Origin of the sequence: Streptomyces sp. KMM 9044 (assembly GCF_024701375.2) — a bacterium.
Classification (GTDB): domain Bacteria; phylum Actinomycetota; class Actinomycetes; order Streptomycetales; family Streptomycetaceae; genus Streptomyces.
In genome coordinates, this window is sequence record NZ_CP113910.1 from 398,102 (window position 1) to 411,015 (window position 12,914).

General features: G+C 70.3%; 10 protein-coding genes and 3 pseudogenes. 5 read left to right on the top strand and 8 right to left on the bottom strand.

Features of this window, described 5'->3' with window-relative positions:
* Positions 1-383: 383 nt before the first annotated feature.
* Positions 384-1,823: an NADP-dependent phosphogluconate dehydrogenase gene (gndA, locus tag HUV60_RS01895; RefSeq protein WP_257852677.1), complete on the top strand. Its 1,440-nt coding sequence runs from the start codon at positions 384-386 to the stop codon at positions 1,821-1,823.
* 411 nt (positions 1,824-2,234) lie between these two features.
* Here gndA and HUV60_RS01900 read toward each other — a convergent pair.
* From HUV60_RS01900 to HUV60_RS01930, 7 genes and pseudogenes are all read right to left on the bottom strand, one after another.
* Positions 2,235-2,868 (bottom strand): annotated as a pseudogene (locus HUV60_RS01900) (aspartate/glutamate racemase family protein).
* A 19-nt stretch (positions 2,869-2,887) separates the two neighbouring features.
* Positions 2,888-3,225 (bottom strand): annotated as a pseudogene (locus HUV60_RS01905) (GNAT family N-acetyltransferase); the annotation flags it as partial.
* 62 nt (positions 3,226-3,287) lie between these two features.
* Positions 3,288-3,707 (bottom strand): aspartate 1-decarboxylase, encoded by a 420-nt coding sequence (gene panD, locus HUV60_RS01910; protein WP_257852676.1) that lies wholly within the window; start codon positions 3,705-3,707, stop codon positions 3,288-3,290.
* 578 nt (positions 3,708-4,285) lie between these two features.
* Positions 4,286-4,522 carry a hypothetical protein gene (locus HUV60_RS01915; protein ID WP_257852675.1) on the bottom strand — a complete coding sequence of 79 codons (237 nt, stop codon included), beginning with the start codon at positions 4,520-4,522 and terminating at the stop codon, positions 4,286-4,288.
* Between the two features lie 166 nt (positions 4,523-4,688).
* A complete protein-coding gene (locus HUV60_RS01920) occupies positions 4,689-5,348 on the bottom strand; it encodes a nucleotidyl transferase AbiEii/AbiGii toxin family protein (RefSeq protein WP_257852674.1) in 660 nt (219 codons plus the stop codon).
* The gene (locus HUV60_RS01925) at positions 5,345-5,707 is read right to left on the bottom strand and encodes a hypothetical protein (RefSeq protein WP_257852673.1); all 363 of its coding nucleotides are present in this window, start codon (positions 5,705-5,707) and stop codon (positions 5,345-5,347) included. The genes HUV60_RS01920 and HUV60_RS01925 overlap by 4 nt, the downstream gene beginning before the upstream one ends.
* A 1,251-nt stretch (positions 5,708-6,958) precedes the next feature.
* Positions 6,959-7,747 (bottom strand): class I SAM-dependent methyltransferase, encoded by a 789-nt coding sequence (locus HUV60_RS01930; RefSeq protein WP_257853179.1) that lies wholly within the window; start codon positions 7,745-7,747, stop codon positions 6,959-6,961.
* Here HUV60_RS01930 and HUV60_RS01935 point away from each other — a divergent pair.
* Positions 7,712-7,834, top strand: coding sequence for a hypothetical protein (locus HUV60_RS01935; protein WP_257853222.1), 123 nt, complete (start codon positions 7,712-7,714; stop codon positions 7,832-7,834). The two genes, HUV60_RS01930 and HUV60_RS01935, sit on opposite strands and share 36 nt — an antisense overlap.
* Before the next feature lie 149 nt (positions 7,835-7,983).
* Here the strand turns inward: HUV60_RS01935 and HUV60_RS01940 are convergent, their stop codons facing one another.
* The gene (locus tag HUV60_RS01940; protein WP_257852672.1) at positions 7,984-8,598 is read right to left on the bottom strand and encodes an XRE family transcriptional regulator; all 615 of its coding nucleotides are present in this window, start codon (positions 8,596-8,598) and stop codon (positions 7,984-7,986) included.
* Positions 8,599-8,688: 90 nt separating this feature from the next.
* On the opposite strand from HUV60_RS01940, the pseudogene HUV60_RS01945 reads away from it, so the two are divergent.
* The 3 genes and pseudogenes from HUV60_RS01945 to HUV60_RS01955 all read left to right on the top strand — a co-directional run bounded on the left by HUV60_RS01945 (position 8,689) and on the right by HUV60_RS01955 (position 12,337).
* Positions 8,689-9,677, top strand: a pseudogene (locus tag HUV60_RS01945) (NAD(P)/FAD-dependent oxidoreductase).
* Between the two features lie 264 nt (positions 9,678-9,941).
* Positions 9,942-11,555, top strand: coding sequence for an MFS transporter (locus tag HUV60_RS01950; protein WP_257852670.1), 1,614 nt, complete (start codon positions 9,942-9,944; stop codon positions 11,553-11,555).
* A gap of 548 nt (positions 11,556-12,103) precedes the next feature.
* Positions 12,104-12,337 (top strand): DUF5302 domain-containing protein, encoded by a 234-nt coding sequence (locus HUV60_RS01955; protein WP_257852669.1) that lies wholly within the window; start codon positions 12,104-12,106, stop codon positions 12,335-12,337.
* Positions 12,338-12,914 lie beyond the last annotated feature (577 nt).

Below are 12,914 nucleotides of genomic sequence, written 5' to 3' on the forward strand. Positions count from 1 at the left end.
CGTTGCGAACCGGCCGTGACAAGAGGGCTATCAGCCGCGCGGATGCGCCATGTGGCCGGTACCTTTCATCCGTTGCGCCCCGCTTGGCGCCGTCGCCCGGCATGCTCTCGGCCGGGCGCGGCGCGTACGCCGGGCGCGTACGCGTGTGCCGGAGGAGCCCGGGCGAGCCCGAACCGGTCCGGAGCGTACGTACACGGGTGCGGATGAGTACGGAGAGGGCTCCCGCCCGTATGTGGCGGCGGGATGTCGTACGACCCGCGTGTGCGGACGCGGTAGCGGCACGTCAGGATGGTCAGAATGGTCGACGGGGGAACTGGCGGGCAGCGACCGGCCGCACCGACAGCCCCGCGGTACCGATACCAAGGTCACTAGGAGCCAACCCAATGAGCAGTTCAGCGCAGATCGGCGTCACGGGCCTCGCGGTCATGGGCCGCAACCTCGCGCGTAACTTCGCCCGCAACGGCTACACCGTCGCGGTGCACAACCGGACGGCGGCGCGTACGCACGCCCTGGTGGAGGAGTTCGGGCACGAGGGCGGCTTCGTGGCGGCCGAGACGGCGAAGGATCTCGTGGCGGCGCTGGAGCGTCCGCGGCGGCTGGTCGTCATGGTGAAGGCCGGTGAGCCGACGGACGCGGTGATCGAGGAGTTCGCGCCGCTGCTGGAACCCGGTGACATGATCATCGACGGCGGCAACGCCCACTTCGCCGACACCCGGCGTCGCGAGCGCGCGCTGCGGGAGCAGGGCATCCACTTCGTCGGTACCGGTGTCTCCGGCGGCGAGGAGGGCGCACTGAACGGGCCGAGCATCATGCCGGGCGGCTCGAAGGAGTCGTACGAGTCGCTGGGCCCCATGCTGGAGAAGATCTCGGCGAAGGCGGCCGACGGCGCGCCCTGCGTGACCCATGTCGGCCCCGACGGCGCCGGGCACTTCGTGAAGATGGTGCACAACGGCATCGAGTACGCCGACATGCAGCTGATCGGCGAGGCGTACCAGTTGCTGCGCGACATCGCCGGGTACACGCCGGCACAGATCGCGGACATCTTCCGCACCTGGAACACCGGCCGGCTGGACTCGTACCTGATCGAGATCACAGCCGAGGTGCTCTCCCACGTGGACGCGGCCACGGGCAGGCCGTTCGTCGACGTGGTCGTCGACCAGGCGGAACAGAAAGGCACGGGGCGCTGGACCGTGCAGATCGCACTCGACCTGGGCGTGCCGGTGTCGGGGATCGCGGAGGCCGTGTTCGCGCGTTCGCTGTCGGGGCACGCGGCGCTGCGCGAGGCCTCCCGCGGGCTGGCGGGTCCGACGGCCACGCCGCTCGGCGAGGCAGAGGCCGCGGCGTTCGCGGACCGGGTGGAGCAGGCGCTGTACGCGTCGAAGATCGTGTCGTACACGCAGGGCTTCCACGAGATCGCCGCGGGCAGTGAGGAGTACGGCTGGGACATCGACCTCGGCGCGGTCTCCGCGCTCTGGCGCGGCGGGTGCATCATCCGCGCGGCCTTCCTGGACCGTATCCGCGCCGCGTACGACGCCCGTGCCGGTCTGCCGAGCCTGCTGTCGGACGAGACGTTCGCGCGGGAGATCGCCGACGCGCAGGACGACTGGCGCGAGGTGCTGATCGCCGCGACCCGCCAGGGCGTGCCGACCCCCGGTTTCGCCGCGGCCCTCGCCTACTACGACGCGCTGCGGGCGGAGCGCCTGCCGGCCGCGCTCACCCAGGGGCAGCGGGACTACTTCGGCGCGCACACCTACCGGCGTACGGACCGCGACGGGTCGTTCCACACCCTGTGGGGCGACGACCGCAGCGAGGTCTCCGCGTAAGCGGAGGCTCCCCCGCGGGCGCCCGCGGGCTGTGCCGGCCGTCAGGTGAGCGGCGGGCCCGGCTCCGGGCTCGGTACGGGTTCCGGACCCGGCGGAATCGGCGAGGGGGACGGGCCGGGAGCGGGCGGGCCCGGCATCGGCGGTGGGGGCGCCGGTGCCGGGCCGGGGGGCGGCTCCGGGAGCGGGACCGGATCTGGGTGGGGCTGGGGAGGCTGAGGATCCGGGCCCGGTGCGGGCCCCGGCGGAACCGGGTCCGGTGCGGGTCCGGGTGGGGCGGGGTCCGGATGCGGTTGCGTCATGACGGTGTCCTCCGGCCAGTCGGTCGGCGTGGGCTCTCGACTACTCCCCCGCATACCCGACGGCCGCGTCCCCAGTCACCCGTCCGCCTGAAGCGGAGAGACCCGGGTGGCTCTACCGGCGACCCGCCGCCGCGCCCGCCGCGAGCCCTGCCCGCGGGCTGGACGGCACCGGGACGGTGGTCGTGATGAAGCGCTCCGCAGGGGCCATCGAGACCTGGGCGAGCACGATCACGTCGGCACCCGTGACGGCGTCGGCCGCAGCGGCGACCTGACGTACGTACCTCCGGGTCACCCGCCTCGAAGTGGGCCCAGGCACCCTCGACCAGCAGCGTGCGCGCCTCGACGGGGCGGCCGGCACGGTGCGCCTCCTCCTCGGCCAGGGCCGTCGTCGGACCGAGGGTGCTCGACAGGGCGGCGAGGACGCCCACACGCGGCCCGGCGGTCACGGCTGCCCCCGCCATCGGCCGGTCGACCCGCAACACCGGCACACCGATCCGGTCGGCCGACGCCTCCGCGACCGGGCCGATGGTCGAACACGTGCACAGCACGGTCCGAGCACCCGCGGCGACGGCCTCCCGCAGCCTCGCCCGTACCTCGCGAACCACGGCCTCGGGCCCTTCCACACGGGCCCGGACCAGCAGTTCCTCGTCGACGAGGTGCCGCAGCTCCAGCTCCGGACGGGTGTCGTCGCGCAGGTCGTCGAAGACGGGGACGTGGACCGGTGAGGTGTGCAGGAGGGCGATCACGGGGGCGTCCAACGACCCAGAAGCGCTCGGGGTGCGCCGCCGGCCGCTGCTCCGCCGCCCGGATCAGGGCCGGGGAGACGGCCGGGGCCCGGTCGGGGTGGTGTGCGGCCCGCTGGGTGACGTACGGGCGCAGCGGGGCTACCACGACACCCTCGCAGGCGGCGATGACGTACAGCTCGCTCGCCAGGGAGCCCGCGATGCCCTTGCCCTCGTGGGCGGGCTCGACGACGGTGTGCACCGGCACGAGTGCGCGCTCGGGGGATTCGAGGACGAAGTACCCGATCCGGCCGACGACCTCGCCGTCGCCGCTTCCAGACGGCCCGCCGGCCGGTCGTCGCGGATCTCGATGTCACTCATGGATACGTCATGCTCCTGCCGCTGTCTGTCACGGTGGCCACCGCCCGCAGCGGTCACGCCTTTCAGGCCGTGGCGGCCTGCGGGCTGCGCTGCTGGCCCGACCCCGGCACCGGTGCGGACGGGTCGGTCCCCAGGGCGACGATGCGGTTGTCGCGGTCCACGTGTACCACCCGGGGTTCCAGCGCCCGCGCCTCGGCATCGGTCACCTGAGCGTAACTGATGATGATCACCAGGTCCCCGGGGTGGACGAGATGCGCGGCGGCCCCGTTGATCCCGACGACACCGGAGCCCCGCTCCCCCTCGATGACGTACGTCTCCAGCCGGGCCCCGTTGGTGATGTCGACGATGTGCACGAGCTCACCGGGCAGCAGGTCAGCGGCGTCGAGCAACTCGGCGTCGATCGTCACGGATCCCACGTAGTGCAGGTCGGCCTGGGTGACGGTGGCACGGTGGATCTTGGACTTGAACAGAGTACGCAGCACTTTGGACTCCTGTAAGACGGCTCCCTGCCAGCTTTCTGCAGGTCAAGGGCGGTGTCGACTGTACACCGGAACACGCCGGTCGAGAATTGTGAGGAACATCGCTCCGCTCGGGCGAGACGGCTTCACGCCTGAGCTTTCGCGCCGCACCGGCGTCTGTTCAAGCAATCCTCCAGGACAGGCCGGCGGCTCATGCTGACCGGATGCTGACTTGCCTGACGACACTTCAGGTAGACAGGCGCTGCCTCGAGCACTGGGCCATCCTCGGCACCGGGCCCCGAAAATGTTCAAGCCACCCCGCCGCCTCGCGCCACCAGGTACCGGTGTCTGACTGCCCGTGTAGAACTGGCGCTCTCGGAGAGCACACGGGAAGACCTTCCTCAGGAGCAGGCAGACGAGGCACGGGTACGGCGGCTGCGGTTCTCGCGCACGAACCTGTACGAGCAGCCTGACCTCTTCGTGCCCGACCGGATCGAGCGGCAGGGCGATGGGCCGGGCGCTGCGCAGATTGCCGAAACTCGTTGAGTCAGGCCGGGAGGAGTGGTGATCAGCGTGGAGGACTGGGCGGAGCTCCGTCGGCTTCACCGGGCCGAGCGGATGCCGGTGCGGGCGACCGCGAGGAAGCCGGGAATCTCGAGGACCACCGTCTGCAGGGCGATCGCGGACGACGCGCCGCCGACGTACCAGCGGGCGCCGAAGGGCTCGGTCGTGGACGCGGTCGAGCCGCAGATCCGTGAACCGCTCGAGCAGTGGCCCGATATGCCGGCGACGGCGATCGTTGAGCGGATCCGGCTGGACCGCAGCCTGACCGCGCTCAAGGACCGGGTCCGAGATCTGCGGCCAGCCCATCGGCCCGCGGATCCGGCTTCACAGACAGTCTTTGGGAGCGGGAGCGGGATGCAGTGTTTGACCGTTGCCGCAGCCCAGCTTCGCCGTGAGTCCGCTGCGGGGCATCGCTCAGCTGCCCCTCGCGATGCCCCCTTCTCAGGCGTTCTCGTCATGGATCCGCGCACCCAGATCCTCCGCCCATTCCAGTGCCCACGCCTTGAGTTCGTCGATCTGGCGGGAGGTGAGCCCATACGCGGTGTAGTCCTCATCCTCGTACCACTCCGCGCCAATAAGCCTGTCCCGGAGGTCTTCAAGGCTGAACTCGTCGTGGGCACGACGGCGGCCCAGGGATTCGAGGTCGGCGGTGGAGCGGTGGCGGGAAGCAGCCTGGACGTCGATGAGGTCACGGACGGTGCCGCGGTCGGCGAGGGCACGGACCTTGGTGCCGATCACGTCATCGAGGGAAAGAACAGGGCCGTAGGGGGTCTGAGCGGGAGGGGCCCAGAACGCCTCCTTGAGGACGTCGACCTCGCACTCCTCGCCGGTATCCGGCTCGGTGACGAGGAAACGGCCGCTGAGCGGATCGGTCTGGACGTGCGTGGTCCGCCATCCGCGCTCGCTGAGACCCGCTGTGAGTGAGGCGACGATCTCCTCCATCGGAGCGGGGTTCTCGGTGGCGACGTCGAGGTCGCGGCTGAAGCGTTCGACCAGGCCGTGGGCCTGCACGGCGTATCCGCCGGTGAGGACCAGAGGGTAGGGGGAGCCGATGTCGAGGATGTCGGCGAGGAGACGCTCGTGGAGCGGAGTGAGCTTCACGCGGCGGCCGTGTCGGCCGGAGCGGTGCGGAGCAGCTCGGGGAAGGCGTCCTCCCAGACCTCGCGGATGTAAGGGCTGATCAAGCGCCGCAGCACGGGCCACTGCTCGGCGAGCAGCCGGTGGTGCAGGAGGATCATCAGGTCCTCGCGCAGTCCTTCGGCGAGGACGGTCCGGTAGAGCGTCATGCGGGACTTCGGACGGTCCAGGCTGTAGCTGGTCCGCCCGGACCAGACGATGTGGAGCGGCAGGTCCACGTTGCCCTCGACGGGACCGGCCAGCTCCTGCAAGCGCTCGGGCAGTCGGCTGCGGTAGCGGTCCCGCAACACCTCGGCGCGGGGTGTGGTGATCGTCGTGTCCATGCATCCAGTATCGCTGCTGGGAGGCGGCGGCATGGCGGATACGGGGATCCCCTGTCGTACGTACGGGTTGGGCGGCCGCTCGCCCTTCACTCGGACATCCGACCCAGTAGGAGCTTGACACAACATCTCCTACCCGCGTCGGCCCCCAGGTGGCGCGGCGACCGACGACCCTGCAGACCCGGAACCAGCCCCGCTCGTGGGCGCGGGCGATCATGACGCAGCAGGTCACGGGGAGGGCCGCCGCGGTGGGTCCGGCTGCGGCCTGGTGGGAGCCAGAGACCTGTCGAGGTCACCCGTCATGGCGGCCACCCGTCAGCAAGCTGGGACGCTCCCACGCCCGATGCTGACCGTTTGCTGACCTGAGTGGGGCCATCAAGCCTCTGACCTGCAAAAACACCCAAATGCTAGATCTTGGACTTGAACATGGTACGCAACATCGGGGCACTCCCACAAGTAGGCTCCCTGCCTGCGTTTTTGCAGGTCAAGGGCTGTTTCGACACCCTACAACGAGTCGCATGTCCGGGCAGCTGTCCCCAGGTTTTTCAGGACTCGCGCTGACCGCTTGCCGACTTTTCTGACGCTCCGTCAGGTGACTGGAGGAGGGCTTCGCCCCCTCTCGCGGACCCCACCGTGGCGACGGCCCAAGCCTACGCAGCACCCCCCGAAGGACGTCCGTGATCACCGTCACGTGGACGGTCCGGACGGCGATCAGGAGCGAAGGCGCTCGACCGGAAGTCGGATTACGCACCGCCACGGGTCAGCCGGCCCAGGCCCCTCGTATCCCGTCTCAAAGGAGGAGGCGCCCACAGCCCCATGCATCTGAGCGGCCGAAGCAGCGCGGCTGCATAGCGCCTGATCGCCGGTTAGCCAAACCGGCGATTCTCACGACCATGGCTGTGGCTCGTCCGGTGACTCCTGGCGGTGGCACAGGACGGGCGTCAAGGATGTGGGGAATCCGGCCAGAGCAGACCACGCGACGCTGCCGCGATCAGGTTGCCGTTCGCTCCGGCGATCTCTTCCCACCGGCCCTGGCGCCAGGCTTCGTATTCGGCGGGGATCCGTGGTGCAGTCACGAAGATGCTCCCTTTCTTCTCCGCCGCACCACGGGGGCACGGGGATATTCGCGCTGGGTGCGCGGGCCGGGTCGCTCGGACCGACACGGCGCACACCGGTGCATGGGCATGCTTGTGCATGAGGTGAGAACTTGGGTGTTGGGGCTGGTTGCGGTCGGCAGCCTGGGGTACCGGGGCGTCAGTCTCGGTGGGCGGCCCAGACGGTGCGCTCGGTACGTACGGCGAGATCGTCGCGGCGCAGGATGCTGTTCGGGCTGTCGGTGTCCAGGAGTTCGTCGAGCGCGGTGAGGTCCTCGGGGCTGAGGGCGGGTGCGGCGACGCCACGGATGCGCCGCAGGCTGCCGTAGGCGTAGCGGCCGATCGTTTCGCTGCGCCCGCCTTCGATGTTGACGGTGATGGCGTGCTTGTCCGTGACGGTGAAGCCGGCGGCGGTCAGCATCGGGCCCCAGTCGGCGCCGCGGTGCGGTACGTGCTCGGCGTGGAAGCTGTCGGCCGCGGCATGGGCGCGTTCTTCAAGTCCGGCCCGGTTCTCCGGGGTGTCGGCGGGCAGGAAGCGGGGGAAGCCCGCGAGTTCGACGACGGCGAACAGGCCGCCGTGGGCGAGCAGATCGTGGACGTTCGACAGGGCGCGGTCGGGGTGGGCCATGTGGTGCATGGAGGCCGAGGCCCACACGAGATCCGGTGTGCCGAGGTCGGGCCAGTGGCGTGCGTCGAGGTCGGCCTGCACGGTCCGTACGCGGTCCTCGACTTCGCGGGCGCATGCCTTCTCGCGCAGGAGCTGGAGGTGCCCGGCCGAGGTGTCGACGGCGGTGACGTGTGCGTCGGGGAAGCGTTCGAGGAGCGCGAAGGTGCCCGCTCCCGTGCCACAGCCCAGGTCCACGATCCGACGCGGCTCTCCCTTCAGAGGCAGCCAAGCGGTGATGGACGCTATGTGCTCGGCAAGCACTTCGGCATCGAGGTCGAGAATCTCCGCCTGGCCGCCATCGCCATGCTCCTGGTGGCTGCCATGGCCGTGGTCGAGGAGGTGAACTCCTTCGCCGTGGTGAGAGGTTGACTGGTGCGTTCGGATCATGGGCAACACCGTAGGCCGACAATGCGCCCACCGCACGACTACTTGCCTGAAACGCAAGAAGGTGGCCTGGTGCGCTGCCCGTCGCGCAAAGCCCCTCGGCGGAGCGAGGCCTCCGGCGAGGCCGCCACGCTCTATTCGCAGGAGCCCCGCATGCCCCCGCACTCGGCTTCGTCGCCGGCTGCACCGACGGCTTTCTGGTGACCGCGGCGAGCGTCGCGGTCGAAGATGCCCATGATCTCGCAGGGTCCGCCATCGGCGCCGATGGCGTGCGGCATCATGGTGGGGAACTCGGCCGCCTGGTTGGTCTCGACGCGGAAGCGCCGGTGGCCGAGCATCAGGATGGCGGCGCCGGACAGCACGACGAGCCATTCGCGGCCGGGGTGGGCGCGCATGCGGGCCGGGTTGCCGGGCGGCGGCTCGGTCATCCGCTGACGCACCACGCTCATGCCAGGGTCGCCCTTTATGGGCCAGCGCATCAGCCCGTGGGTGCCGTCGACCATCGGGCTGATGACGACGTCGTCGGCTGCGTTCTCCACAAGCTGGTCCAGCGTAGTGTCCAGAGCCCGGGCGAGGGTGACGAGCTGGTCCAAGGCGAGGCGCCGCTGACCGTTCTCGATGCGGCTCAGCGAGGACTGGCTGAGGTTGGCCCGGGTGGCCAGTTCCTCCAGGGACCAGCCCTGGGCAACGCGCAGGGCGCGGATCCGCTTGCGTACGAGGCTGTCCAGCTGTCCATCTTCTTGCGTCATGAGCAACACTGTATGCCCTTGATGCAATACGGGGTTAACGTCGTGGGCAGATGGTCCGGTACGGGGCCACGCACAACGAAAGGGCGCGACATGTCTGCGCAGATTTCCCACGCCGAAAGCGACGCGCTGACCGGCACGATCGTGGATGTGGTGATGATCGGCAGTGGCGCCGCGGGCCTGAACGGTGCGCCGATGCTCGCGCCGCTCGCTCGTCGTGATCGACAGCGGCGCCCCGCGCAACGCGCCCACCGAGGCCATGCACGGCTTCATCGTCCTGGACGGCACACCGCCGGCCGAGATCCTCCGGCGCGGACGGGCGCAGGTAGGCGCGTACGGTGGCCAGGTCGTCTTCGGCGAGGTGGTCTCAGCCGCACCTGCCGACGCGTCGCCCGAGGTCGACCTGCGGTGCACCATCTGCCTGGTCGACGGCCGCACGGTGACGGCACGCCGGGTACTGGTGGCCACCGGCCTGCGCGACGAGCTGCCCGACGTACCCGGCCCCGGCCGACCACTGGGGCCACAGCGTGGTGCACTGCCCCTATTGCCACGGCTGGGAGGTCCGCGGCGAGCCGATCGGCATCCTGGCCACCGGCCCCGCCCCGGTCCACCACACCGGGCTGTTCCGCCAGCCCACCGACGACCTGGTCTACTTCACCCGCGGCACCGAGTTGGACGCGGACACCCGCGCCCGCTTCGCCGCCCGCGGCATCCGCGTGATCGAAGCCCCGGTCAGCGAAGTCGTCGACGACGAGGACGGTGCCCTGGCAGGGGCGCGTCTGGACGACGGCATCGTCGTGGCACGGTGCGTCCTGGCCGTGGCCACGCGGATGCAGGCCCGCACCGAGGGGTTGGACGGGTTGAACCCGCCGATCGAGGAACTGTCCGACAACATGGGCCGCCGCTTCGCTTCCACCATGGCCGGCACCACCGCGGTCCCCGGCGCGTGGGTGGCGGGCAACGCCACCGATCTCACCGCCCGGATCGGCGCCTCCGCGACGGCCGGAGCCCTGGCCGGCTCCCACCTCAACGCCCTGCTGGCCACCGTGGACACCGACGCCGCGCGCGCGACCACCCGTTGACACAGCAGCCCCGCTGCTGACGAACCGCGCGACCGTGATCCAGCGGTCCGCGCGGTCAGCACGCCCCTCTCTCACCAACGTGGCGACCGGCCTGCCCCGGCGCGGCAGCCGCGCGCGACCACCCGTTGACACAGCAGCCCCGCTGCTGACGAACCGCGCGACCGTGATCCAGCGGTCCGCGCGGTCAGCACGCCCCTCTCTCACCGACGTGGCGACCGGCCTGCCCCGGCGCTGCTTCAGCATGCCCCTTTTCGGAAGGAAAACATGAGTACCCATCAGCCTCTTCAGGCGGCGGCCGCACAGACCAGCAGCGAGGACGCGCCGGATCCGCGTCAGCTGCGCGCGATCCTGATCACCGTCTCGATCGCCCTGATGGCCGTCATCGCCTCGGTGTCCGGACTGAACGTCGCCCAGACCCACATGGCCGTCGAGTGGGGCGCCTCGCAGACCACCGTCCTGTGGATCATCAACATCTACACCCTCGCCCTGGCCGCCCTGCTGCTGCCGCTCGGAGCGATCGGAGACCGCCTGGGCCGTAAGCCCATGCTGATCGCCGGGCTGATCGTCTTCACTGCGGCCAGCGTCGTCGCGGGACTCGCGCCGTCGGCCGGGGTGATGATCGGCGCCCGCGTGGCGGCCGGGATCAGCGCCGCGACGATCATGCCGATCACTCTGGCCGTCATCACCTCCACCTTCCCCGAGAAGGAGCGGGGCAAGGCGATCGGCGTGTGGACTGGTGTCGCCGGAGGCGGCGGCATCCTGGGCATGTTCCTCTCCGCCCTTCTGGTCGACGTCGCCGACTGGCGCTACCTGTTCGTCCTGCCCGTGGCCCTGGCCGTCGTCGCACTGGCGATGACGCTGAAGTCGGTGCCCAACTCCCTTGAGCGCTCCGCCCATTCCTTCGACACCATCGGTGCGCTGCTCTCCACCACCGCCGTGATCGGCCTCATCTTCGTGCTGCAGGAGGGTCCCGAACGCGGCTGGACCGCCCCCGTCACCCTGATCAGCCTGGCCGTCGGCATCGTCGCCGCCATCGCTTTCGTCGCCTGGGAGCTGCACCGCCGGGACGCCTCCCTGCTGGACGTACGTCTCTTCCGTGAGCGTGGCCTGGCCTGCGGCTCGATCACGCTGCTGGTCGTCTTCGGTGTTCAGGCCGGCATCGCTGTGGTCCTCTTCCCGTTCTTCCAGGCCGTCCTGGGCTGGTCCGGGCTGCTGTCGACCGCAGCCATGATGCCGATGGCCGTCATGATGATGATCACCTCCGGCCTCGCCCCCAAAATGGCCGCCAGGATCGGCACCCGCTCCACCATGACCGTGGGCGTCGCTCTGGCCACACTCGGTCTGGCCCTGATGGCCCTGTTCGTGTCCGTCGACGGCGGCTACCTGTCCATCCTGGGCGGCATGCTCGCCATGGGCATCGGCATGGGACTGTCGATGACACCCTCCACGGAGGCCATCACCAGCTCACTGCCTCGCGCCAAGCAGGGGGTTGCCTCCGCGCTCAACGACGTCACCCGCGAGTTCGGCACCGCGCTCGGTGTCGCGATGCTCGGCGCGCTCCTGGCCAGCGGCTACCGCGGCGCCATCGACGGCAAGCTCGACGGTCTCCCCACCGGAGCCGCGGACACCGCCCGCGAGGGCATCGCCAACGCCATCGAGGTCGCCCCGGCGGCCGGCAGCCGCTCCCAGGACTTGGTCCACGCCGCGCAGCAGTCCTTCGTCGACGGCTGGCAGCAGGCCATGTGGATCGGCGCCGCCGTCATGGCCGTGCTGCTCGTCTACGTAGCCCTGCGCGGGCCGAAGAGCACCGCTCCCCTTCCGGCCGACGACGCAGCGACCACGGAGGGCATCCCCGCGGAGAACGTCACCGCTCACTGACCTCGCAGAACCCCGGTCCACGGGCGGTGTACGAGCACCGTCACGTGCCAGCCGGCCGCTGGGTGCGACACGGCCTCGTGACGCACCCAGCGGCCCTCCAGCTCCCGAGCACGGCCCACCACCCCTGTTACCTGCAGGAGTAGCAATCATGAGCACCTTCGAGCTGACCACGGAGACCTTCAAGGCATCGTCCGCTGGGACGTCCCCCTTCCGGCCGGCGGCAGGCGCGCGGTCACGCTGGTCTACGAGCTGTCGGCGAGCGCCAAGGTCGCCGGGCTCCGAGCGGATCCAGCCCGCCCGTGGATCGCTTGGTCGGGCCGCTCGGTCAGCGGGTGTACCGGACGCCCAGCCAGGGCGCACGGTCGGCGATGAGCCCGGGCGGGGTGTGCACCGCGTCCGCCTTGACATGATTCTCGTAACGGACGTTCGATGCGAAATCGCTCGACGGGTGACCGCACACCGATGTCGGCGATCACGGTGTTGATTCGGGTTCGGGGTGTTGGCGTGGCAGGCTGTGCCTTCTTACTGTCCGATCCCAGGAGGTCATCATGGCTGGCGAGTCTTCATCGCACGAAGGTCCGGAGCCGGTCGAGTCCGAGAGCTCTCCTCTCACACCCGAGGAGGAGGGCAACGACGACCTCAAGCGCAAGTTCCGTGAGGCTCTGGAGCGTAAGCGCGGCGAGCAGGTGCAGGGTGCCGCGCACACGGATGCGTCGAAGATCCGCGGCACGCACGGTCCGGCCGCGAGCCAGCGGTCGTTTCGGCGTAAGAGCGGCGGCTGATTGTCACGCCGACGACCTGAGGCCCGCCGCCGCACCCTGCTGGGCGCCGTCGGCGTCGACGGCGGCCCCGCACACCACCGGTCCATGCGTCCCACCGGCACTCCAGTCACGCTGCCTGTGACGGCGGCGGGGAGCGGTTCGGGCTGGCCGCCGTCCTGCTCCACGACGGGCACCTGCGCTGCCGAGCCGGTCGACCGGTAAGCATAGGGGCTGCCGACAGCACGGCGAGGAAGATCAGCGCAACTGGTGCTGGTTTCCTCGCCGTTTGTGACTGGGCTGAGCACTTCAGTTGGCCGTGTGAGCGTCACAGTTGGCCATCACGTGATCTACTCGGCGCGGGTCGGGCACCCGGCCGCGGGGGGCACTGGCTCATCCGGTCTCACCAGTCCGACAGGACCGCGAAGCGGATGCGGCGGGCACGCCGCTGACTCGTCAGCCCGCCGCTTGCTGAAGACCGTCGGGTATGAGGTCCAGTCCAAATTCGAAACCGACCGCGCCTGAGGTTCCTCCTGCCGGCCGCCGCACACGCCGCAGGGTGGTCCGGCCCGTTCCGGGAGCACCTTGTGGGCGGCACGCC

Excerpts from the sequence above, each read along its gene's own strand:
- gndA (WP_257852677.1), top strand. The coding sequence starts at position 384 with ATGAGCAGTTCAGCGCAGATCGGCGTCACGGGCCTCGCGGTCATGGGC.
- HUV60_RS01925 (WP_257852673.1), bottom strand. The coding sequence starts at position 5,707 with ATGGACACGACGATCACCACACCCCGCGCCGAGGTGTTGCGGGACCGC.
- HUV60_RS01950 (WP_257852670.1), top strand. The coding sequence starts at position 9,942 with ATGAGTACCCATCAGCCTCTTCAGGCGGCGGCCGCACAGACCAGCAGC.
- HUV60_RS01940 (WP_257852672.1), bottom strand. The coding sequence starts at position 8,598 with ATGACGCAAGAAGATGGACAGCTGGACAGCCTCGTACGCAAGCGGATC.
- HUV60_RS01955 (WP_257852669.1), top strand. The coding sequence starts at position 12,104 with ATGGCTGGCGAGTCTTCATCGCACGAAGGTCCGGAGCCGGTCGAGTCC.